Origin of the sequence: Streptomyces sp. NPDC002793, from assembly GCF_040295485.1 — a bacterium.
Taxonomy (GTDB): Bacteria; Actinomycetota; Actinomycetes; order Streptomycetales; family Streptomycetaceae; genus Streptomyces.
The window spans coordinates 187,213-208,714 of the sequence record NZ_JBEOVL010000006.1; the positions used below are offsets into that span (position 1 = coordinate 187,213).

The window sequence follows — 21,502 nt, forward strand, 5'->3', positions numbered from 1 at the left end:
GCGCCGCCGCTCCCCCGGCGGCGCTGCTGCGTCGTGCGGGCGACAGGCCCCGTCACCAGGGCAGGTCGATCACCTGCTTGACGCACAGCACGACGAACAGCAGCCCCGCCGCGCCCAGCATCCCGTTGCTGAGCCAGCCGTTGCGCCATTCCCTCGGCGTACGGGAGGAGTTGAGCAGCCACAGCAGGGTCAGGGCCAGGAACGGCATGAAGAACGCGCCCAGGACCCCGTAGCCGATGACCAGCCCGAAGGGCTCGTCCAGCCACAGCAGGGTCATCGGCGGGAAGGTCAGCCAGAGCAGGTACGCGCGGAACGGCACGGACCGCTCCTGCCGCCGGACGGTGTCGACGCTCGCCTTCTCGGCGCCGTCGCCGCCCCGGGCGGCCCGGATGCGTTCCACGAAGTCGGCGAACATCAGGCTCACGCCGTGCCACACGCCGATGAGCGACGAGAACGACGCCGCGAAGAAGCCGACCAGGAACAGCTTCGCGGTACCTGCCCCGAAGCGGTCCTCCAGGATCTCGCCGAGGTCGATCAGCCCCTGGTCGCCCTTCGTCAGGGCGATCTGCGAGGAGTGCAGCAGCTCCGCGCCGACGATGAGCATCGCGACGACGAAGATGCCGGTCGTGATGTAGGCGACCCGGTTGTCGATCCGCATCACCCTCATCCAGGAGGTACCGGACCATCCCTTGGCGTTCACCCAGTACCCGTACGCCGCCATGGTGATCGTGCCGCCGACACCGCCGATCAGACCGAGCGTGTAGACCAGCGAGCCGTCCGGGAGCACCGGGAGCAGGCCCGCGAAGGAGGCACCGACGTCCGGGGCCACCCGGATCGCGACGTAGACCACCACGACGAACATGACGCCGATCAGGACCGTCATGGCCTTCTCGAAGACGGCGTACTGGTTGAACCAGACGAAGACCAGCCCGATCAGCCCGGTGATGATCGCCCAGGTCTTCAGACCCGGCCCGTCGGGGAACAGCGCCACGATGGGCAGGGCGCTGGAGGACATCGCCGTCGCCCCGTACACGAAGCCCCAGATGACGACGTACACCGCGAAGTAGACCGTGGTCCAGCCGCCGAGGGTGCGCCAGCCCTCGAAGAGGGTGCGGCCCGTGGCGAGGTGCCAGCGGCCCACGGCTTCCGCGAGGGAGATCTTGACGAGGCAGCCGATCACGGCCGCCCACATGAGGGTGTAGCCGAACTTGCTGCCCGCGATGAGCGTGGCGACCAGGTCGCCCGCTCCGACGCCGGTGGCCGCGACGACGATGCCGGGGCCGATGTAGCGCCAGCTCGATTTACGCGGCTGGGAGCCGGGCTCCCCCGTCCCTGTGATCTCGCTTGTCTCCGCCATGTCGATCAACGAAGCGCATCATGCCGGATCGCACAAGGGGGCGCGTCGTACCGATCGGAGGACGGCCCCGATCGGTACGACGCACTCCTAGGGCCTAGATGACCAGGCTCAGCGCCGCCGCGACCACGAAGCCCGCGACGGAGAGGACGGTCTCCAGGACCGTCCAGGTCTTCAGGGTGTCGCGCTCGGAGATGCCGAAGTACTTCGAGACCATCCAGAAGCCGCCGTCGTTGACGTGCGAGGCGAAGATCGAGCCCGCCGAGATCGCCATGATGATCAGCGCGAGGTGCGGCTGCGACATGCCCTGGCCCTCGACCAGCGGGACGACGATGCCGGCGGTGGTGACGATCGCGACCGTCGCCGAGCCCTGGGCGACCCGCAGGACGACGGAGATCAGCCAGGCGAGCAGGATGACCGGCAGACCGACGTCGTTGAAGGTGTCGGCGAGCGCGTCGGCGATGCCGCTGCCCTTCAGGACGGCTCCGAAGATCCCGCCCGCGCCGACGACCAGCAGGATGTTGCCGACGGGCTTCAGCGAGGCGGTGGAGACCGATTCGAGGGACTTGCGGGACCAGCCGCGCCGGATGCCCAGCAGGTAGTACGCGAGGAGCAGGGCGATCGTCAGCGCGACGAAGGGGTTGCCGAAGAACTCGACGACGGAGCGCAGGGTCGACGGGTCCAGCGCGATGGAGGAGAACGTCGCGGCCAGGATGAGGATCAGCGGGGTGCCGATGATCGCGAGGACGGTACCGAGCGCGACGGGCCGCTCGTGCGGGGTGACACCGGCGGCGCGCTGTTCGGCGACGACCGCGGCCTTGGACTCCTCGGCCGCCTCGACCATGTCCTGCGGTACGTCGACGAAGACGCGCTTGCCGATCCAGGCGGCGTAGCCCCAGGCGGCGAGGACGGACGGGATGCCGACGACGGCGCCCATCAGGATGACCCAGCCGAGGGAGACGTTGAACAGGCCGGCGGCCGCGACCGGTCCGGGGTGCGGCGGCAGGAAGGCGTGGGTCATGGAGAGGCCGGCCAGCAGGGGCATCGCGTAGAGGACGACCGACTTGCCGGAGCGCTTGGCGGCGGCGTAGACGATCGGCGCGAGGACGAAGATGCCGACGTCGAAGAAGACCGGGATGCCGAAGATGAGGCCGGTGAGGCCCATGGCGAGCGGGGCGCGCTTCTCGCCGAAGAGGTTCAGCAGGCGGGTGCTCAGCACTTCCGCGCCGCCGGACACCTCCAGGATCGCCCCGAGCATCGTGCCGAGGCCGATGATGATCGCGACGTGCCCGAGGATGCCGCCCATGCCGGACTCGATGACGGAGACGGCGGCCGACTTCTGGACCGTGCCGAAGAGTTCGGTGACGGAGAGACCGGCACCCAGGCCGACGGCTATGGACACGGCGAGCAGCGCGACGAACGGCTGCAGCCTGACCTTGATGATCAGGAAGAGCAGGAGCGCGATCCCGAGGACGGCGACGGTCAGCAGACCGGGGGTTCCGCCGATCAGGAGGAGCAGTCCGCCGGTGTGGGGTGGCGCCTCGGCGGCGGGGGTGGCGGCGAGCAGCATGAGCGGTCAACTCCGTTGGTGACGGGGCCCTTCGGGCTGGGGGAGACGCGGCACGGCGCCCCTCGGGGGAAGGGGTGGGGCGCCGTGCCGTGCTGTGGGGGGTGGTGCGGGGGTGGTGCGGGAGGCTGAGGGATCAGCCGAGGACGGCGAGGGCGTCGATCTCGATGAGCAGTCCCTTGGGCAGGCCGACGTACACCGTCGTACGGGCGGCCGCGGGGGCCTTGAGGCCCTGCTCCTCGAAGTACTCGTTGTAGATCGCGTTCATCTCGGCGAAGTGGTCGACGTCCGTGAGGTAGACGCGCATCATCATCACGTCGTCCCAGCTCGCGCCGCCCTCCTCCAGGATCGCCTTGACGTTGGCGAAGGTCTGGAGGGTCTGCTCGCGCAGGGTCGGGCCGGCCGGGGTGGGGGCCTGGCCCTCCACGGCGGGCAGGAAGCCGACCTGGCCGGCGACCTGGAGGATGTTCCCCTTCTTCACGCCGTGCGAGAACTTGGCGGGCGGCGTGGTGTGGGTGCTGGGGGTGAGGGCGGTCTTCTCGGTCATGACGGTTCAGGCTTTCTTGGTGGGGGCGGTGCCGGAGTACTCCCGGCTGATGGCGTCCGCGGTGCGGCGCACCAGCGGGAGCAGGGTGAGGAGTTCCTCGGCCGTGACGACCACGTTCGGTGCGGACACCGACATGGCGGCGACGACGCGCCCGTCCGCGCCCCGGATGGGGGCGCCGACGCAGTTGATGGACTCCTCGTGGCCGCCGAGGTCGGTGGCCCAGCCCTGTTCGCGTACGACGGCGAGTTCCTTGAGGAAGGCGCCGGCGTTCGGGACCGAACGGGACGTGTACATGGGGTAGTCGAGCCGTTCGGCGATCGCGCGCCGTTCGTGCTCGGTGAGGTCGGAGAGGAGCAGTTTGGCGACCGCGGCGACGGTGATCGCGACGGGCTTGCCGATCCGTGAGTACATCCGGACGGGGTAGCGGCTCTCGACCTTGTCGATGTAGAGGACCTCGTTCTCCTCGTACACCGCGAGGTGGACGGTGTGGCCGCACTGCTCGTTGAGCGCGACGAGGTGGCTGTGGGCGATCTCGCGGACGTCGAGGTTCTCGACGGCTTCCTGGGCGAGCGCGAAGAGCCGGGCGCCGAGGCGGTAGCGCTGGTCGTCCTGGCGGAAGACGAGGCCGTGCTCGTGGAGGGTGCGGAGCAGGCGCAGCGCCGTGGACTTGTGGACGCCGAGCCGTTCCGCGACCTGGCCGAGGTCGGCGGGGCCCTGGGCGAGCAGCGGCAGGATGCTCAGCGCGCGGTCGACGGTCTGGCTCATGTGACTCGTACCTCCTCGTTCGCCCCGTCGGCGGCTGTCCAGCCGGGGCCGAGACGAAGTGTGCCCCAGGCGTCGTCGTCCAGGGCGGCCAGCCGGTCGGCGTGGGTGCGGGACGGGGGGCCGGTGAGGTCGCCGGGGACGGTGAGGACGGCGGCGGCCATGAGGTGGCCGTGCCGGGCCCGGTCGCGTACGGGCAGGTCGCGCAGGGTGGCGGAGAGGAAGCCGGCGGCGAAGGCGTCGCCCGCGCCGACGGCGGCGACGACGTCGACGTGGAGGGAGGGGACGGTGGTGACGGTGTCCCCGGCCGTGCCGTCCCCCGTCCTGGAGAAGACGGTGACGCCGTCCGCGCCGCGCTTGACGACCAGGACGTCGGGCTCGGGGAGGGCCGCGCGGATCGCCTCGGCACCGTGGACGCCCCAGGCCTCCTCCGCCTCGTCGTCGCCGACGAAGACGAGGTCGCACCGGCGGGCGAGGGCGAGCAGGACCTCCGGGCCGGTCCCGCCGTCGCGCCACAGGCCGGGGCGGTGGTTGACGTCGAAGGAGACGAGGGGGCGGCCTTCGCGGGGGGCGGTGAGGTCGTGGAGGAGTGCCAGGCAGTCGGCGGAGAGCGCGGCGGTGATGCCGGACAGGTGGAGGACGCGGGTGGCGAGGAGGTCCTCGTACGGGACGTTCCGGGGGGACATCGCGGAGGCCGCGGAACCGGCCCGGTAGTACGCGACCTCGTGGGTGTCGGTGGCCCGGTCCGTGGCCGTGCGGAAGTAGATGCCGGTGGGGCGGCGGGGGTCGCGGCGCACGGCGGAGGTGTCGACCCCGTACGCGGCGATCGTGTCGACGAGGTGGTCGCCGAAGCCGTCGGCGCCGACCCGGCCGACCCATTTCGCCCGGTGGCCCGCTGCGGCGAGCGCGCAGGCGACGTTGGATTCGGCGCCTCCGATGCCACGGCCGAAGGAGGGTACGTCGGCGAGGCGGCCCGGCTGCGAGGGCAGGAACGTCACCATGGACTCACCGAGGCAGACGACGTCCGCGGTGGCTGTCCTGGCTGCGTGTCCGGACACTCTGGGCTCCTCATGGTCGGCCGTGGGTGCCGGCGCTCTCCATTGACCCGGCATCGGCTCGGATGTTAGACAGCGTTAAGCGATATGCGCAATGGCCGTTGCGGAGAATGCAACGTTCGTGTTCCCGAGGAGGATCCCTTGGCCGCCCAGCAGTCCCCCGAACAGTCCGTGACGGCACTCGCCGGCGAACGGGTCGACCACCGCTTCAAGGCGCTGCCGCCCGACGCGGAGGGGCTGACCGTCGGCGCGCTGGCGGCCGAGCGGCGCAACCTCTTCACGGGCGGCTTCACCACCCCCGTGCTGGCCCTGTCCGCCGAGTCGGTCGAGGCGAACCTCGCCCTGCTGGAGACGTACGCGGAGCGGCACGGACTGGCGTTCGCGCCGCACGGCAAGACGTCGATGTCCCCGCAGCTCTTCGCCCGCCAGCTGGAGTACGGCGCCTGGGGCATCACCGCGGCCGTCCCCCACCAGGCCCGGGTGTACCGCGCCCACGGCATCCGGCGGATCTTCCTGGCCAACGAGCTGGTCGACTCCGTGGCGCTGCGCTGGCTGTCCGGCGAGCTGGACGCCGACCCGGACTTCACGTTCGCCTGTTACGTCGATTCCGTGCGCGGCGTCGAGCTGATGGACGAGGCCCTGCGCGCGGCGGGTGCCGTGCGCCCCGTCGACGTCGTGGTGGAGCTGGGAGCCGGCCAGGGCGCCCGCACCGGCGCCCGCACGGAGGCCGACTGCGCCGCGGTCGCCGACGCGGTGGCCGCCGCGTCCACCCTGCGCCTGGTGGGCGTCGCCGGTTACGAGGGCGAGGTCCCCGACGCCTCGCCCGAGCTCGTACGGGAATGGCTGCGCCGGCTCGTCGCGCTCGCCGCCGCCTTCGACGCGGCCGGCCGTTTCGACGCGCTGGCCGACGGCGAGGAGATCCTCGTCAGCGCGGGCGGCAGCGCCTGGTTCGACGCGGTCGCCGACGTCTTCGCCGAGATCCCCGCGCTGAGCCGGCCGGTCCTGAAGCTGCTGCGCTCCGGTGCGTACGTCAGCCACGACGACGGCCACTACCGCCACCTCACCCCCTTCAACCGGATCCCCGAGGAGGGCGCGCTCCAGCCCGCCTTCCGCCTCTGGGCCCAGGTCGTCTCCCGCCCCACCCCGGAGCAGGCCTTCGTCAACGCCGGCAAGCGTGACGCCGCCTACGACCTGGACCTCCCCGAGGCGCAGGTCGTCCGCTCCGCGCGCGACGGCTCGGTGCGTCCCGCCACCGGCATCACCGTCAGCGGGCTGTCCGACCAGCACGGCTGGGTACGCACGGAGGCGGACGCCGAGCTGGAGGTCGGCGACTGGATCGGCATGGGGCTCTCGCACCCCTGCACGTCCTTCGACAAGTGGCAGCTGATCCCGCTGGTCGAGGCGGACGGCACGGTCACGGACTACATCCGCACCTTCTTCTGATCCCTACGGGCTCCGTTCCCCGCCCCTGAAAGGCGAGCCACACATGGACCTGGTCATTCGCAACGCGTCCGTCGTCGACGGCACCGGTGCCCCCTCCTACCGCGCCGACGTGGGCATCACGGACGGCCGGATCGCCGAGATCCGCAGGGAGGGCGACGGCCCCCGCCCCGGCGCCGCCCGCTCCCTGGACGCCGACGGCCTCGTGCTGTCGCCGGGCTTCATCGACATGCACGCGCACAGCGACCTCGCGCTGCTGCGGGACCCCGACCACAGCGCGAAGGCCGCCCAGGGCGTCACCCTGGAAGTCCTCGGCCAGGACGGCCTGTCGTACGCCCCCGCCGACGACCGCACCCTCTCCGAGGTACGCCGTTCCATCGCCGGCTGGAACGGCGACGGCAGCGACATCGACTTCGACTGGCGCACCGTCGGCGGCTACCTCGACCGACTCGACCGCAACTTCGGCGGCCAGGGCATCGCCGTCAACGCCGCCTACCTCGTCCCGCAGGGCACGGTCCGGATGCTCGCCGTCGGCTGGGACGACCGCCCCGCCACCGACGCCGAGCTGGAGCGCATGAAGGAGCTCGTCGCCCAGGGCATGGCGGAGGGCGCGGTCGGCATGTCCTCGGGCCTGACCTACACCCCCGGGATGTACGCGAAGGACGCCGAACTCACCGAGCTGTGCCGGGTGGTGGCGGAGCACGACGGTTACTACTGCCCGCACCACCGCTCGTACGGCGCGGGGGCCCTCCAGGCGTACGAGGAGATGGTCCAGCTCACCCGTGACGCCGGCTGCGCCCTCCATCTCGCGCACGCCACCATGAACTTCGGCGTGAACAAGGGCAAGGCCCCCGACCTCCTCGCCCTCCTGGACGACGCCCTCGCGACGGGCGCGGACATCTCCCTCGACACCTACCCGTACACCCCCGGCTGCACGACCCTCGTCGCGATGCTGCCCAGCTGGTCGAGCGAGGGCGGGCCCGAGTCGATCCTGACCCGGCTCGCGGACGGCGCGACCTCGGAACGCATCCGTCACCACCTGGAGGTCCTGGGCTCCGACGGCTGCCACGGCGTGCCGATCGAGTGGGACACCATCGAGATCTCCGGCGTCGGCTCCCCGGACCTGTCCGGCTACGTCGGCCGTACGGTGGCCGAGTCCGCCCGGCTGCGCGGCGAGGAGCCCTGGGTGACGGCCCGCCGGCTGCTCACCGAGGACCGGCTGGGCACGACGATCCTCCAGCACGTCGGCCACGAGGAGAACGTCCAGCAGATCATGCGCCACCGGGTGCACACCGGCGGCAGCGACGGCATCCTCCAGGGCGACAAGCCGCACCCGCGGGCCTACGGCACCTTCCCGCAGTACCTCGGCCGGTACGTACGGGAGTTGGGCGTCCTCTCCCTGGAGGAGTGCGTCGCCCACCTCACCTCACGGCCCGCCGCCCGCCTGCGCCTCCCGGACCGTGGACTGGTCCGCGAGGGCTACCGCGCCGACCTGGTCCTCTTCGACCCGGCCACGGTGGCGGCGGGCTCCACCTTCGAGAAGCCGCGCACCCTCCCGGTGGGCATTCCGCACGTCCTGATCGACGGGCGCTTCGTGATCGAGGACGGCAGCCGGACGTCCGTCCTGGCGGGCCGGGCGGTCCGGGGCGGCGGACGGGCCGCCAAGGGCTGACGAGCTGGGCCGGAGTGCCCCGGCCGGTGCGGGGCGGGGCACTCATGCGCGGGGGTGGTGCTGGTCGCGCCAGGCCCGGGGCGTGATCCCGTACGTCCGTCTGAACACCTTGCTGAAGTGGGTCGCGTCCACGAAGCCCCAGCTCCGGCCCGTCGCCGCGATGGTCCGCAGCCGCCCTCCCGGGCCGGCCAGCTCCCGCCTGCACGCGGCCAGGCGGCGTGTGCGGATCCAGTCCCCGAGGCTGATTCCCGAGCGGGACAGCACCGCGTAGAGGTGGCGTACGGAGATTCCGTGTGCGGCGGCGATCCGCGCCGCCGACAGATCGGGATCGGCCAGGTGCTCCTGGATGTACCGCGTGACCCGCAGGCTGAGGGTCGCCTCCAAGGAGGATCTGGCCTGGCCGGAGTCGCCCTGCCGTGAGGCCAGGACGGCACGGAGGAGCTCGATGCCGGGTTCCACGACGGCGTCGGAGTGCGTGCCCTGGTGCAGGTCCTCGCTGTCGGCCAGTTGGGAGAAGTAGGCGAAGGCGAGGCGCGCGACAGGGTTGTCGGCCCCCATGGCGATCGTGGTGCTGTCCCGTAGCAACCGCTCGGGGAGCGCGAGCGCGGCACGGGGAAGACGCAGGAAGTGGTGGTCGACCCCCTCGTCGAAGAGGAGTGTGTAGGGAGCGACCGATTCGTAGACGGCGAACTCCCCCGGCCGCAGCACGCACTCCCGGCCGTTCTGGGCCACCAGGCTGGTGCCCGTCACCTGGAGGCCGACGAACACGGCCGGTTCCTCGTCCTCCCGGGCCAGCCGCTCCGTCCGGCGGATCGTGACCGCGGTCGCCCGCGCCGAACAGATCCGCAGGGGCCCCACGGTGCCGAGTCCGATGCGGACGGAGATGTCATCGGCCGCGGGACCGTGGTCGATGTCGACCGCCACCACGGATTCCCACACCGCGTTGCGGACCACTTCCTCCCGGTCCCGCGACGGTATGTGCGTCGTGTCCAGGACCGGGCTCATGCGGCAGACCTCCCTCGGCTCCGCTCCCGGAACCGGCCTGACAGTACTTCGGCCCCTTGCCCCACACGTTCTCCCTCGGCACGTCGGTTCCTGACGTCAGTGTGTCGGGCTGCCCTCGCGTCGTGCAACGACTTCGAGCGCGCCGCGCGGGGTCTTTCCCCGCTGATGCGGCGCCTCGTCGAGGCGGTGCACGACTGACCAAGTTCCCTGCACGGCTGACACATTCCGGATCCCCCGATCTCCCTAGGGTCCATGGGGGCCGGAGGAGCCGAACGTGGCCCGGACGCCACGTCAGCCGTAGGGAGCGTGCATCACATGAGGCGGACATTCTCCGTATCCGTCGCCGCGGTGGTGGCCGCCTGCGTCACGGCGGGCTGTGGTGCCGCGACGGACGGGGCGGCACGGTCGCCGAAGCCGCCGAGACCGGACACGGTCACGATCGCGGACAGCGAACTCCGGGATCTGACCGTCCCCGAGGAGATGGAAATTGAGTACGCCGAGTACGCACTCGTCAAGAAGTGCATGGAGGACCAGGGATTCTCGTACTGGGTGGGACCGGTGGCGAGTGTCGACGCCCGTAAGGCGGGACGCTACGTGATCGACGACATCGGGTGGGCGAAGAAGTACGGCTACGGCCGGCCCTTCGACGAGGCGGCCGAGAAGGATCGCAAGGAGCACCCCAACGTCCGGTTCCCGAACGCGCTGCCGCGGAAGGACCGCATCCGTTACAACACGGCCCTCAACGGCGACTACGACGACGTGCTGAGCGTGGACCTGCCGGCCGGCGGCACCATCGAGACCCCCCGGGCGGGCTGCTGGGCCGGGGCACGGACCCACCTCTACGGCGACCTCGAAGCCTGGTTCAAGGCGAAGAAGACCGTCACGAGCCTGACCCCGCTCTACGTCCCGCGCATCCTCGCGGACGAGGGGATGAAGAAGACGGTCGGCGCCTGGTCGCGCTGCATGAAGGAAGCCGGCCGCCCCTTCTCCTCACCGGACGAGATCCGCGAGAGGCGCACCGCGGACACGGCGGACATGGCCTCGGGAGAGGCCCGCGCCTACGAGGTCGAGCTGGCGGTGACCGAGGCCACGTGCGCCGTGCGGACGGATCTCGGAAGGACCGCGCGCCGGCTCGAACGGGAGCACCGGTCCGTCCTGTTGAAGAAGTACGGCAAGGAGAACGCCGCCTACCAGCGCATGGGGCTGACCGCGCTCTCCCGGGCCCGGGACCTCACGGGCAAGTGACCCACGGATTTCCGCGGCCCCTTCGGGTCGCGGACGGACACACACCGACATCTCGAAGGAGCACCACCTCATGCGTAAGGCTTTCGCCGCCCTCACGACCGTCGCCCTGGCATCCCTCGGCGCCCTCGTCCCCGCCACCTCCGCCCAGGCTGCGGACTGCTCCGACGCCATGGCCGGGGCGCGCTCCGGCTACATGTACGCCTACGACAGCACCAACTGCAACGGTCACCTGGGCAACGCGTCGGGCGACGACTCCAACTGGGGCGACTCCGCTCTGAGCTTCAGGGCCGGCGACACCAACAAGGCGTCGTCGATCCTGAACAACGGCAACAGCTACGAGGTCAAGTTCTACAACAGCACCGGGCACAGTGGCGGTCACATCTGCCTCAGCCGGGCCGAGGGCTGGGCGTCCAACCTGTCCGACGACACGTTCACCACCGGTGCCTCGGCGAACAACAGCATCAGCAGCCACGCGTGGGCCAGCTCGTCCAACTGCTCCAAGTGGGCGGTGTGACCCCGGCCGCCCACGGGAACGAACCGCTCGTCTGAGCCACGAGCGGCCCCGGCCCGCCGGCCTCTCCCCGGCGGGCCGGGGCGCGTTCCCCATGTCTCCTGTGCCGTCATCGGACTTGAGAAACCTCTGAGGTGTCTGCGTAGTGTCGGTGTATGACACTCGATCTCGACGCCTACTTCGCCCGCATCGGATGGTCCGGGGAGCGCCGCCCCAGCGTGGAGGTGCTGCGGTCCGTGCACCGCGCCCACATGCTGGGTATCCCGTTCGAGAATCTGGAGCCCGTCCTCGGCAGCGCACCGTCCCTCGCACTGGCGGACCTGGAGAGAAAGCTCGTGCGGGGCGAGCGCGGCGGTTACTGCTACGAGCACAACACCCTCCTCACGGCAGCGCTGACCCAGCTCGGTTTCCGGGTGACGCTGCTGACCGCGCGGGTGGTCCTGGGTGCCGCCCCGGGTGACGTCCGGCCCCGTACGCACATGCTGATGCGGGTGGACGTGGAGGGCGAGTCCACCCCGTGGCTGGCCGATGTCGGCTTCGGCGCGCAGGGGGCGCTGCTGGAGCCGATCCCGCTCGTGGTGGACGCCGAGCTGCTCGACACCCCGCGCCGCCACCGGCTCGTGCACGCCCCGCACGACGGTCCGCTGGAGATGTGGGAGCTGCAGACGGAGAAGGGCGGCTACTGGGAGCCGCAGTACGAGTTCACCCTGGAGCCGTTCGAGGCCCCGGACTACGACGTCATCAACTGGCACATCGCGACGAATCCCCGGTCGCCGTTCCGGCAGGCGGTCTACGCCCAGCGCACCCTGCCGGGCCTGCACCTGGCCCTGTCCGGGCGGACGCTCGTGGAGACGGCGGACGACGGCACGGTCCGTGAGCGGGAGCTGAGCGACTCCGCCGAGGTGCTTCGGGTGCTGGCCGAGGACTTCGGCGTACGGCTGCCCGAGGGGACCGTTCTGCCCGGCTGAGACCGGAGGGCGGGGGTGCGCCCGGGGGCGTCAGCCTCGCGTGGCGCATCTCACCCGGTCCGGGGCCCCACGCCCGCATTCCAAGCCGCGGCACGGCCCCGACCGGCCGTTCCCACGGTGCGTGGCCGGGGCTGCATGCCGATGGAAGACCCGGCGCACCGTCACACGCCTCCGGAGGGAGCAACCGGGCCGGAACCCGGGAGCACCGCGCGAAACACGGTCGTAAGCTCGCAGACATGCAGGTCATCCAGTCCACGAAGCTCTCCGGCGTCTGTTACGAAATCCGTGGCCCCGTGCTCGAGGAGGCGATGCGGCTCGAAGCCGCAGGTCATCGCATCCTCAAGCTCAACACGGGCAACCCCGCGGCGTTCGGGTTCGAGTGCCCGCCCGAGATCCTCGAGGACATCCTGCGCAACCTCTCGGGCGCGCACGGCTACGGCGACGCGAAGGGCCTGCTGTCCGCGCGCCGCGCGGTGATGCAGCACTACCAGACCAAGGGGATCGACCTCGACGTCGAGGACGTCTACCTGGGCAACGGGGTCTCCGAGCTGATCCAGATGTCGATGCAGGCGCTGCTCGACGACGGTGACGAGGTGCTCGTCCCCGCTCCGGACTACCCGCTGTGGACGGCCTCGGTCTCGCTGGCCGGCGGTACGGCCGTGCACTACCGGTGCGACGAGCAGGCCGACTGGATGCCCGACCTCGCCGACATCGAGCGGAAGATCACCGATCGCACCAAGGCGCTCGTGATCATCAACCCGAACAATCCGACGGGCGCGGTCTACGACGACGAGATGCTGCGCGGGCTGACGGAGATCGCGCGGCGCCACAACCTGGTGGTCTGCTCCGACGAGATCTACGACCGGATCCTCTACGACGGCGCGACGCACACCCCGACCGCCGCCGTCGCCCCGGACCTCATGGTCCTCACCTTCAACGGGCTCTCGAAGAACTACCGGATCGCGGGGTACCGCTCCGGCTGGATGGCGGTCTGCGGGCCGAAGGCGCACGCGTCCTCGTACATCGAGGGCCTGACGATCCTGGCCAACATGCGCCTGTGCGCCAACATGCCCGCCCAGCACGCGGTGGCCACCGCGCTCGGCGGTCGGCAGTCGATCAACGAGCTGGTGCTGCCGGGCGGGCGGATCCTGGAGCAGCGGGACGCGGCGTACGACCTGCTGACGCAGATCCCGGGGGTGACCTGTGTGAAGCCGAAGGGGGCGCTGTATCTCTTCCCCCGGCTCGACCCCAAGGTGTTCAAGATCAAGGACGACCGGCAGATGGTGCTCGACCTGCTGCGGGCCGAGAAGATCATGGTGGTGCACGGCACGGGCTTCAACTGGCCGGAGCCCGATCACTTCCGGGTGGTCACGCTGCCGCCGGTCAAGGATCTGATCGACGCGGTGACGCGCATCGGCACCTTCCTGGACGGCTACAGCCAGCCCTGAGGCCGAAGACGGCAAGGCGCTGAACCCAAGAGCTTCGGACCCCGCACAACTTTAGACTGAATCCAAGATAGGATGGCCTTACTGCACGCCCAGGAGGCCACCCATGTACGAGCCGATCCGCACCAAGTCGGTCCACACATCGGCCGACAACGCCGATTTCCCGCACCGCACCCGCGAGGAGGAGCTGGACATCCAGCTCGCCGGACACCTCGCCGCCCTCCTCGCCGTCACCGACGAGCTGGGTCTGACCTCGGAAGGTGACCGCATCGCCGGGCAGATCGCCCGGCTCCGCACGGCACCGCCCGCCCGGCACGCCGGACGGACCGAGGCCGCCCCGACCGCGCTGCACCGCCGCGCCCACGCCCTCGCGGGCCGGGCCCTCGTGGTGGCCGCGTCCCGCGCCGACACCGCCGTGGCGATCCTCGCGGCGCAGACCATGGACGCGCACGCCGCGGCCCTGTCGGGCACCACCGCGCGGACCGCTCTGGTCGGCGCCCCCTGACGGCCCCGGTCCACGGGTCGTGAAGACGCGTGGACCGGGTGCCCACACGTGCCGGGTGCGGACCGCACCCGGCACGTGCATTTTCCGCTCCCGTTGCGTACTGGGATCGGTCCTTCACCTTCCGTCCACCTGACGAGGCCCGGAATGTGGGTTTCCGCGAGCACGCTGCCCTCGTGAGACGCATCGTAGGAATCGTCCTGGCGGTCCTGCTGATCGGCGGAGTGGCAGCAGCCGTCGTAGCAGGCCGCGACAGCGAGGACACAGGCACGGCGACGAAGACCGTGCGCGGAGTGATCGGATCGGAGAAGGCCGAGTTCTTCGCCGACCCCGAAGTGGTGAACGCCCTCGCCGCCAAGGGCCTCACCGTGAAGACGGAAACGTCCGGCTCCTGGGCCATGGACCAACTCCCCCTGAAGGGATACGACTTCGCCTTCCCCAGCTCCACGGCTCCGGCCGACGAACTGAAGACCACCACGAAGTCGAACGGCGCCCCGCTGCGGCCCTTCTACTCACCGCTGGTGGTCGTGGCCCACCGGGCCGCCGCCCAGGTCCTGGCGGACAACGGGCTCGCCGAGCTGGCACCCCCGTCCGCCGGGGACCCCGGCCGGCGCGGGCGGCTGCTCATGAAGCCGTATCTGGAAGCCGCGGCGGCCAACCGGACCTGGCAGCAGCTCGACGGCACCGAACAGCACGCGGAGCTCGGCGGAACGGTGTTCATCACCAGCACCGACCCCGTCACCTCCAACTCGGGCGCGCTCTTCCTCGCCGCGGCGAGTTACGCCGCCGACGGGGGCCGCGTCGTGGCCGACGCGGACGGGATCACCCGCACCGCACCGCTGCTGCGCAAGCTCGTCCAGGTCCAGGGCGCGCAGAAGACGAGCAGTGACGCCCCGTTCCGCGACTTCATCAGCGGGGTCGGCAATCCACTCGTCCTCGTGTACGAGTCCCAGGTGGCCTCGCTGCTCCTGCGGAACCAGGAGACCGGCGACCTGGTGGTGCTGTACCCGGACACCACCGTCTCCAGCGACCACACCGTCGTCCCGCTCACCGGACCGGGCCGGGAGCTCGGCGAACTGCTCTCCACCGATCCGCGTCTGCGCGAGCTGGCTGTGCTCCACGGCTTCCGCCCCCAGGGAGCGGCCGCCGAGTTCACCGCGGCCACCGCGGACCACACCGCCTTCATCGACCAGCGGCTCTCCGGAGTCCGCCAGGCGCCCGTACCCACCGCCGAGGTGCTTCGCACCATGGCCCGCCGCGCCCGTGGCTGACCCGCCCACGCCTTCAGGAGACCCCATGAGAACCGCACCCCGGGCCGCCCGGCTGAGAAGGACGCGCCGCAGAGTGACACGGACCCTGGCGTCACTGCTGGCCGCCGCCGTCCTCGTGCCCGCCGCCGCCTGCTCGGCGGCACCCGACGAGGACGGGGACGGCGGCGGGGAGAGCACCGCCGCTCCCCGGCCCGGCACCGTACGGGTACTGGCCTCCAGCGAACTCTCCGATCTCCGGCCCTTGCTGGAGGAGGCGAGGAAGGCGACCGGTATCACGGTGCGGCCCACCTGGACCGGCACGCTCGACGCCGTGGAGCGGATCGCCTCCGGCGAGGCCGAGGACCGCTTCGACGCGGTGTGGCTGTCGTCCAACGACTATCTGCGGCTCGACCCGGACGCCGCGCGCCGCGTCACGTCGGAGACCCCGCTGATGGTCTCCCCGGTGGCGATCGGCGTGCGTCCGCGGACGGTGGAACGCCTGGGGTGGAAGCCGGACTCGGTGACCTGGGCCCAGATCCACCGTGCCGTCACCGACGGCGAGCTGACCTACGGCATGACCGACCCGGTGCGCTCCAACTCCGGCTTCTCCGCCCTGATATCGGTGGCCTCCGCGCTGTCCGGGGCACAGGCCGCGCTGACCGACGCCGACGTGAGCGAGGCGGGGCCGAAGCTGAAGGAGTTCTTCGCCGGCCAGCGCCTGACGTCGGGATCCTCGGGCTGGCTGGCCGAGGCGTACACCCGGCGGGGCGACGTCGACGCGCTGATCAACTACGAGTCGGTCCTGCACTCCCTGAACCGCGACAGCGGTACCGGCCTCACGGTGATCCGCCCGCGCGACGGTGTGGTCACCGCCGACTACCCGCTGAGCCTGCTGTCCACCGCCTCTCCGGACGCCCGCGACTCGGTACGTGCCCTGACGGGCTATCTGCGTACCCCGGCCGTCCAGGAACGCCTGACCCGGGACACCTACCGGCGCCCCGTCGTCACCTCGGTGCCGCCCGCGTCACCGCTGGCCGCCGAGCCGCGCCGTGAACTCCCCTTCCCGGGCTCCCGGTCGGTCGCCGACGGGCTGCTCGCCGGGTACGAGGACAAGCTCCGCCGCCCCTCGCGCACCGTGTACGTCCTGGACACCTCGGGCTCCATGGAGGGTGACCGGCTGCGGCGGCTGAAGGCGGCGCTGACCGGGCTGACCGAGGACTTCAGGGAGCGGGAGGAGGTCACCCTGCTGCCCTTCGGCTCGTCCGTGAAGCGGGCCACCACCCACACGGTCGACCCGGCCCGCCCGGAGGCCGGCCTGAAGGCGATCAGGGCGGACACCGCCTCGCTGACCGCGAGTGGTGACACCGCGGTCTTCTCGAGCCTGAAGGACGCCTACGGCCGTATCGGCGCGGACACCGGCTCCGCGTTCACCTCGATCGTCCTGATGACGGACGGCCAGAACACGACGGGTGACACGCCCGCGGAGTTCGCCGCGTTCTACCGGGGGCTGCCGGCCGCCCGGCAGACCACCCCGGTCTTCCCGATCGTGTTCGGCGACTCCGACCGCTCGGAGCTCGACCGGATCGCGGAACTGACGGGCGGCCGGCTCTTCGACGCCACGAAGGAGCGGGGGCCCGGCTCCCTGGACGCCGCGTTCGAAGAGATCCGTGGCTACCAGTAGCGCTCCCGGCCGCGTGCTCGCCTACCTGGAGTCGGCCAAGAACCTCACGGGCAGCGCCTGCGGCCTGGCGGGTCTCGCGCTCACCTTCACGGGGCTCGCCGGGGCGTACTGGCCCGTCGTGATCGCCGGGCTGTACGGGGCGGGCGCACTGCTCGCCCCGCCGGCCCGCCCCCGGCCGCCCGACTTCCCGGACGCGTCCTCCCCACTGCGGACGCTCCGGGACGACTTCGCGCGGCTACGCGTCTACCTGGACCAGGCGGACCTGCCTCCGGCGGCGGCCGACCGGCTCGCAGAGCTGACGGAGCTGCTGGACGGGCTGCTGGCGCCCGGCCGGGTCTCCGATGTCCTGTCCGCCGATCCCGAGGGCGTCCACACCCTGTCGCGCGCCGTCCACCAGGACATCCCGGAGTCGGTCGACACGTTCCTGCGGGCCCGCTGGTGGTCCGGGGTCTCCCCGGGCCGCGAGCCCCCGGAGCGGCATCTGGAGCGCCGGCTGGAGCTGCTGCGCCGGGAGACGGAGGAGCTGGCCGCGGGCCTGCGGGAGGCGGGGTCCCGCCGCCGGCAGCCGCACACCCGCCGTCCGGAGGACCGGGGCGGCCCCTGACACGCGCGACGGCCCGCGCCGCCCCGGAGGGACGGCGCGGAACCGCCGGCTACACGGCGGCGCGGACGCGCACCGTGGCCGACGCGGTCGAGGCGCTGTGCAGGTCGTCCCCCGCGTAGCCGACCGTGTAGACGACCTCGCCCCGGACGGACGCCAGGTCGTTGATCCTGAAGGTGCCGTCCGCAGCGACGGCCGCCGAGGTGAGCGCGTAGGTGCCCTTCTTGTCGGCCCGCTCCACGGAGAGGGTGATGCCCGGGGGCAGCGCCCTGCCCTGGCCGGTCAGGGTGCCGGTGATCTCCAGGCTCTGGTTCTTCGTGGTCTCCGCCGGTGCCGTGAGCGTGAGGGCCGTCGGTGCCTTGGCCACCGTGACCCGGAGGGTGACGTCCTCGGCGGGGCGGTGGGTCACGTCGCCCAGGAAGGACAGGGTGTACGTGGCCTCGCCGACCGAGGAGGGGACGTCGAGGACCGTGAACGTGCCGTCCGCGTCGACCTCCACGGCCGCCAGCTTGCGGTCGCCGTCGGCGGTGTGGCGCACGGCCGACACCCTGACCGGCTCGGCGGGTGCGGGGCCGTCGAGTTCGAGCCGGCCCCTGATGCCGAGCGGTTCACCGACCACCGGTGTGCCCGGGGTGGTGGTCAGGGTCCCCGTGAAGCGGGAGTCGTACTGGGCGGCCGGGGGCTGGATCACGTGCATCCAGTAGCCGCTGCCGGAGGCGTTGGTGGTGATCGCGAAGAGCCGGGAGCCGTCCTCCGACCACTTGAGACCACGCGGGGCGACCCGGGCGCCGTCGAGCTCGCCCTCGAAGGCGAACTCCAGCGCGGTGGTGCCCTGTTCGGGGTCCGCCCGCTGGATCAGGAGGTCGGCCGTGGGCCCGGTGGCGGTGGCGCCCCGCGCGACGTGCTTCCCGTCCCCGCTGAACGCGACGGCCGATGCCTTCGCACCCTCGGGCAGCGGCTGGTACTGCGTCGGGGTGTCGGACAGGTCCGCGGTGTTCAGCAGCCGGGTGCCGTGTGCGGCGTCGGCGACGGCCAGCCGGCCGCCGTCGGAGGACAGGGCCAGGTCCTTGAGGTCGAGCGCACCCGCGCCCGCGCTGTCGGCGAAGCGGCGCTGCGGCCCCCGCACGAGCGTGTCGCCGCTGCTGTCGAAGACGGTCAGATAGGGGTCGGGGGCGCCCGGGGTCAGCGTCTGCCCCATCGCGAGCAGTTCCGGGGCCTGGGCCTCGGTCGCGAAGTGGAGCCTGCCCGCGCCTTCCCAGCCGGTGTGGGAGGGGACGGCGTTCGCGCTCCCGTACAGATGGCTCTGGCGCTCGTCGCACAGGGTGGTGTACATGACGTCGGTGTGCCACACCTTGCCGCCCGCGTAGGCGACCTGCCGCCCGCACTGCCCGGAGTAACTGGTCGAGGTGTGGGTGGTCTTCGCGTACGTCTCCGTGTCGTACGCGGAGATCCGGTACATCTCCGAGACGTAGAGCTTCGAGCCGTCGTGCGCGAGGGCCATGCCGCCCACGGAACCTGCCGTGCTGGCCAGTTCGCCGACCTTCTGGCCCTGGAAGTTGTAGACGTGCACCGCCGACTTCGACGACGTGGTCCGGGTGTCGTCACTGATGTAGACCCGCTCGTGCGCCGAGTCCACGACCATCGACGAGAACGACGAGATCGGCAGCTTCGCCACGTCGTCGTCCGCCGCGTGGGCCGCCGGGGCCGCGAGCACGGTGAGTCCCGCGCCACCGAGCGTGAGTGCGAGGAGTGTCGCGAGGCCGCGCTTCCTCTGTCCTGATCCGTTCAGCCGGTTCGATCTGCTCAACCTGTTCAACTGCTGTCCCCCACAGTGTTGTTGGCGCCCTCGTACGCTCGGGCACCCCGTGGACATCATGCAACAGTTGTGAAGGTTGTGTGCGCAAGTTGTTGGCTATGCATGGAGATTCCGCCTGAAACAGCACGGCGCCCGGAGCCACGAGGGGGCTCCGGGCGCCGCGGCGAAGGGTCGGGAGCGGGTCAGCCCAGGCGCTGGACCAGCGCGCGGTACTCGTCCCACATCTCCTTCGGCGTGTGGTCACCGAAGGTGTTGAGGTGCTCGGGGATCAGTGAGGCCTCCTCGCGCCAGACCTCCTTGTCGACGTTCAGCAGGAAGTCGAGGTCCGACTCGGAGAGGTCCAGGCCGTCCGCGTCCAGGGAGCCCTTGGCCGGCAGGATGCCGATCGGGGTCTCGACGCCCTCGGCCTTGCCCTCCAGCCGCTCGACGATCCACTTGAGGACGCGGCTGTTCTCACCGAACCCGGGCCACACGAACTTCCCCGCGTCGTTCTTGCGGAACCAGTTCACGTAGTAGATCTTCGGCAGTTTGGACGCGTCGGGCTTGTCGTTGCCCACCGTGACCCAGTGCTTCATGTAGTCGCCCATGTTGTAGCCGCAGAACGGCAGCATGGCGAACGGGTCGCGGCGCAGCTCGCCGACCTTGCCCTCGGCGGCGGCGGTCTTCTCGGAGGCGACGTTCGCCCCGAGGAAGACGCCGTGCTGCCAGGTGAAGGACTCGGTGACCAGCGGGACGGCGGAGGCACGGCGGCCGCCGAACAGGATGGCCGAGATCGGCACCCCCTTGGGGTCCTCCCACTCGGGCGCGATGATCGGGCACTGGCCTGCCGGGACGGTGAAGCGGGCGTTGGGGTGGGCGGCGGGCGTGCCGGACGCGGGGGTCCAGTCGTTGCCCTTCCAGTCGGTGAGGTGCGCGGGGAGCTCCTCGGTCATGCCCTCCCACCACACGTCGCCGTCGTCGGTGAGCGCGACGTTGGTGAAGACGGAGTTGCCCCACATCGTCTTCATGGCGTTGGCGTTGGTGTGCTCACCGGTGCCGGGCGCGACGCCGAAGAAGCCGGCCTCGGGGTTGATCGCGTACAGCTGACCGTCCTCCCCGAACCGCATCCAGGCGATGTCGTCGCCGATGGTCTCGACGGTCCAGCCGGGGATCGTGGGCTCCAGCATGGCGAGGTTGGTCTTGCCGCAGGCGCTGGGGAACGCGGCGGCGACGTACTTCGGCTGCCCCTGCGGCGGCGTGAGCTTCAGGATCAGCATGTGCTCGGCGAGCCAGCCCTCGTCACGGGCCATGACGGAGGCGATGCGCAGCGCGTAGCACTTCTTGCCGAGCAGGGCGTTGCCGCCGTAGCCGGAGCCGTAGGACCAGATCTCGCGGTCCTCGGGGAAGTGCGAGATGTACTTGGTGGAGTTGCAGGGCCACGGGACGTCTTCCTGGCCCTCGTCCAGCGGTGCGCCCAGGGTGTGCACGGCCTTGACGAAGAAGCCGTCGGTGCCGAGCTCGTCCAGGACCTCCTGGCCCATGCGCGTCATCGTGCGCATCGAGACGGCGACGTACGCGGAGTCCGTGATCTCGACGCCGATCGCGGAGAGCGGTGAGCCGACGGGGCCCATGCAGAAGGGGACGACGTACATCGTGCGCCCGCGCATGGAGCCGCGGAAGACGCCCTTCTCCCCCGCGAAGATCTCCCGCATCTCGGCGGGGGCCTTCCAGTGGTTGGTCGGGCCCGCGTCCTCCTCCTTCTCGGAGCAGATGAAGGTGCGGTCCTCGACGCGGGCGACATCGCTCGGGTCGGACGCGGCGTAGTACGAGTTCGGGCGCTTGACCGGGTCGAGTCTGGTGAAGGTGCCCTTGGCTACGAGCTCCTCGCACAGGCGCTCGTACTCGGCCTCGGAGCCGTCGCACCAGACCACGCGGTCCGGCTGGGTGAGGGCGGCGATCTCGTCCACCCAGGAGACGAGCTCCTGGTGCCGAGTGGGAACAGTGAGGGGAGCCGCGATGTCTCGCGCCACGATCGCTCCTTGGAGAGAGGGTGTGTTGTCCGGCCCCGTGGGGGCTGCGACCCGGATGCTGACCCCTTCGAA

18 protein-coding genes are annotated in these 21,502 nt (G+C 71.1%); 10 read left to right on the forward strand and 8 right to left on the reverse strand.

The window, feature by feature from the left end:
- Positions 1-52: 52 nt before the first annotated feature.
- From ABT001_RS08305 to ABT001_RS08325, 5 genes are all read right to left on the reverse strand, one after another.
- Complete coding sequence (locus ABT001_RS08305) at positions 53-1,357, reverse strand: Nramp family divalent metal transporter (RefSeq protein ID WP_351274137.1); 1,305 nt, start codon at positions 1,355-1,357, stop codon at positions 53-55.
- Between the two features lie 94 nt (positions 1,358-1,451).
- Positions 1,452-2,924 (reverse strand): GntP family permease, encoded by a 1,473-nt coding sequence (locus ABT001_RS08310; RefSeq protein WP_351274140.1) that lies wholly within the window; start codon positions 2,922-2,924, stop codon positions 1,452-1,454.
- 133 nt (positions 2,925-3,057) lie between these two features.
- A complete protein-coding gene (locus ABT001_RS08315; protein ID WP_351274142.1) occupies positions 3,058-3,468 on the reverse strand; it encodes a RidA family protein in 411 nt (136 codons plus the stop codon).
- Between the two features lie 6 nt (positions 3,469-3,474).
- Positions 3,475-4,233, reverse strand: coding sequence for an IclR family transcriptional regulator (locus ABT001_RS08320; RefSeq protein WP_351274145.1), 759 nt, complete (start codon positions 4,231-4,233; stop codon positions 3,475-3,477).
- Positions 4,230-5,288, reverse strand: coding sequence for a sugar kinase (locus ABT001_RS08325; RefSeq protein ID WP_351274147.1), 1,059 nt, complete (start codon positions 5,286-5,288; stop codon positions 4,230-4,232). The genes ABT001_RS08320 and ABT001_RS08325 overlap by 4 nt, the downstream gene beginning before the upstream one ends.
- Positions 5,289-5,426: 138 nt before the next feature.
- Here ABT001_RS08325 and ABT001_RS08330 point away from each other — a divergent pair, with 138 nt between their 5' ends.
- Positions 5,427-6,728: an alanine racemase gene (locus ABT001_RS08330; RefSeq protein ID WP_351274150.1), complete on the forward strand. Its 1,302-nt coding sequence runs from the start codon at positions 5,427-5,429 to the stop codon at positions 6,726-6,728.
- A gap of 43 nt (positions 6,729-6,771) precedes the next feature.
- Entirely contained in the window at positions 6,772-8,397 is a 1,626-nt protein-coding gene (locus ABT001_RS08335; RefSeq protein ID WP_351274153.1) for an N-acyl-D-amino-acid deacylase family protein, read from the forward strand.
- 42 nt (positions 8,398-8,439) lie between these two features.
- On the opposite strand, the gene ABT001_RS08340 is transcribed toward ABT001_RS08335, so the two are convergent.
- A complete protein-coding gene (locus tag ABT001_RS08340) occupies positions 8,440-9,402 on the reverse strand; it encodes an AraC-like ligand-binding domain-containing protein (RefSeq protein WP_351274156.1) in 963 nt (320 codons plus the stop codon).
- A gap of 315 nt (positions 9,403-9,717) precedes the next feature.
- Here ABT001_RS08340 and ABT001_RS08345 point away from each other — a divergent pair, with 315 nt between their 5' ends.
- From ABT001_RS08345 to ABT001_RS08380, 8 genes are all read left to right on the forward strand, one after another.
- Positions 9,718-10,647, forward strand: a complete 930-nt coding sequence (locus ABT001_RS08345; RefSeq protein ID WP_351274159.1) for a hypothetical protein — start codon at positions 9,718-9,720, stop codon at positions 10,645-10,647.
- Positions 10,648-10,717: 70 nt separating this feature from the next.
- Positions 10,718-11,161 carry a hypothetical protein gene (locus tag ABT001_RS08350; RefSeq protein ID WP_351274161.1) on the forward strand — a complete coding sequence of 148 codons (444 nt, stop codon included), beginning with the start codon at positions 10,718-10,720 and terminating at the stop codon, positions 11,159-11,161.
- A 152-nt stretch (positions 11,162-11,313) separates the two neighbouring features.
- A complete protein-coding gene (locus tag ABT001_RS08355) occupies positions 11,314-12,126 on the forward strand; it encodes an arylamine N-acetyltransferase family protein (RefSeq protein WP_351274164.1) in 813 nt (270 codons plus the stop codon).
- A 236-nt stretch (positions 12,127-12,362) separates the two neighbouring features.
- Positions 12,363-13,574 carry a pyridoxal phosphate-dependent aminotransferase gene (locus ABT001_RS08360; protein WP_351274166.1) on the forward strand — a complete coding sequence of 404 codons (1,212 nt, stop codon included), beginning with the start codon at positions 12,363-12,365 and terminating at the stop codon, positions 13,572-13,574.
- A 103-nt stretch (positions 13,575-13,677) separates the two neighbouring features.
- Complete coding sequence (locus ABT001_RS08365) at positions 13,678-14,076, forward strand: SCO4983 family protein (RefSeq protein ID WP_351274168.1); 399 nt, start codon at positions 13,678-13,680, stop codon at positions 14,074-14,076.
- Positions 14,077-14,222: 146 nt separating this feature from the next.
- Positions 14,223-15,344, forward strand: a complete 1,122-nt coding sequence (locus tag ABT001_RS08370; protein ID WP_351274171.1) for a hypothetical protein — start codon at positions 14,223-14,225, stop codon at positions 15,342-15,344.
- A 25-nt stretch (positions 15,345-15,369) separates the two neighbouring features.
- On the forward strand, positions 15,370-17,004 hold the full coding sequence (locus ABT001_RS08375) for a substrate-binding and vWA domain-containing protein (RefSeq protein ID WP_351274174.1): 1,635 nt from the start codon (positions 15,370-15,372) through the stop codon (positions 17,002-17,004).
- Positions 16,991-17,608: a hypothetical protein gene (locus ABT001_RS08380; RefSeq protein ID WP_351274177.1), complete on the forward strand. Its 618-nt coding sequence runs from the start codon at positions 16,991-16,993 to the stop codon at positions 17,606-17,608. Before ABT001_RS08375 ends, ABT001_RS08380 begins: the two co-directional genes overlap by 14 nt.
- A 49-nt stretch (positions 17,609-17,657) precedes the next feature.
- On the opposite strand, the gene ABT001_RS08385 is transcribed toward ABT001_RS08380, so the two are convergent.
- On the reverse strand, positions 17,658-19,412 hold the full coding sequence (locus ABT001_RS08385; protein ID WP_351274180.1) for a YncE family protein: 1,755 nt from the start codon (positions 19,410-19,412) through the stop codon (positions 17,658-17,660).
- A gap of 191 nt (positions 19,413-19,603) precedes the next feature.
- Positions 19,604-21,430: a phosphoenolpyruvate carboxykinase (GTP) gene (locus tag ABT001_RS08390; RefSeq protein WP_351274183.1), complete on the reverse strand. Its 1,827-nt coding sequence runs from the start codon at positions 21,428-21,430 to the stop codon at positions 19,604-19,606.
- Between the last annotated feature and the right edge of the window lie 72 nt (positions 21,431-21,502).

Bases quoted from the DNA above. Each gene is read 5' to 3' on its own strand.
- ABT001_RS08335 (WP_351274153.1), top strand. From the start codon at position 6,772: ATGGACCTGGTCATTCGCAACGCGTCCGTCGTCGACGGCACCGGTGCC.
- ABT001_RS08350 (WP_351274161.1), top strand. From the start codon at position 10,718: ATGCGTAAGGCTTTCGCCGCCCTCACGACCGTCGCCCTGGCATCCCTC.
- ABT001_RS08340 (WP_351274156.1), bottom strand. From the start codon at position 9,402: ATGAGCCCGGTCCTGGACACGACGCACATACCGTCGCGGGACCGGGAG.
- ABT001_RS08320 (WP_351274145.1), bottom strand. From the start codon at position 4,233: ATGAGCCAGACCGTCGACCGCGCGCTGAGCATCCTGCCGCTGCTCGCC.
- ABT001_RS08360 (WP_351274166.1), top strand. From the start codon at position 12,363: ATGCAGGTCATCCAGTCCACGAAGCTCTCCGGCGTCTGTTACGAAATC.
- ABT001_RS08365 (WP_351274168.1), top strand. From the start codon at position 13,678: ATGTACGAGCCGATCCGCACCAAGTCGGTCCACACATCGGCCGACAAC.
- ABT001_RS08305 (WP_351274137.1), bottom strand. From the start codon at position 1,357: ATGGCGGAGACAAGCGAGATCACAGGGACGGGGGAGCCCGGCTCCCAG.
- ABT001_RS08355 (WP_351274164.1), top strand. From the start codon at position 11,314: ATGACACTCGATCTCGACGCCTACTTCGCCCGCATCGGATGGTCCGGG.
- ABT001_RS08315 (WP_351274142.1), bottom strand. From the start codon at position 3,468: ATGACCGAGAAGACCGCCCTCACCCCCAGCACCCACACCACGCCGCCC.
- ABT001_RS08375 (WP_351274174.1), top strand. From the start codon at position 15,370: ATGAGAACCGCACCCCGGGCCGCCCGGCTGAGAAGGACGCGCCGCAGA.
- ABT001_RS08310 (WP_351274140.1), bottom strand. From the start codon at position 2,924: ATGCTGCTCGCCGCCACCCCCGCCGCCGAGGCGCCACCCCACACCGGC.
- ABT001_RS08345 (WP_351274159.1), top strand. From the start codon at position 9,718: ATGAGGCGGACATTCTCCGTATCCGTCGCCGCGGTGGTGGCCGCCTGC.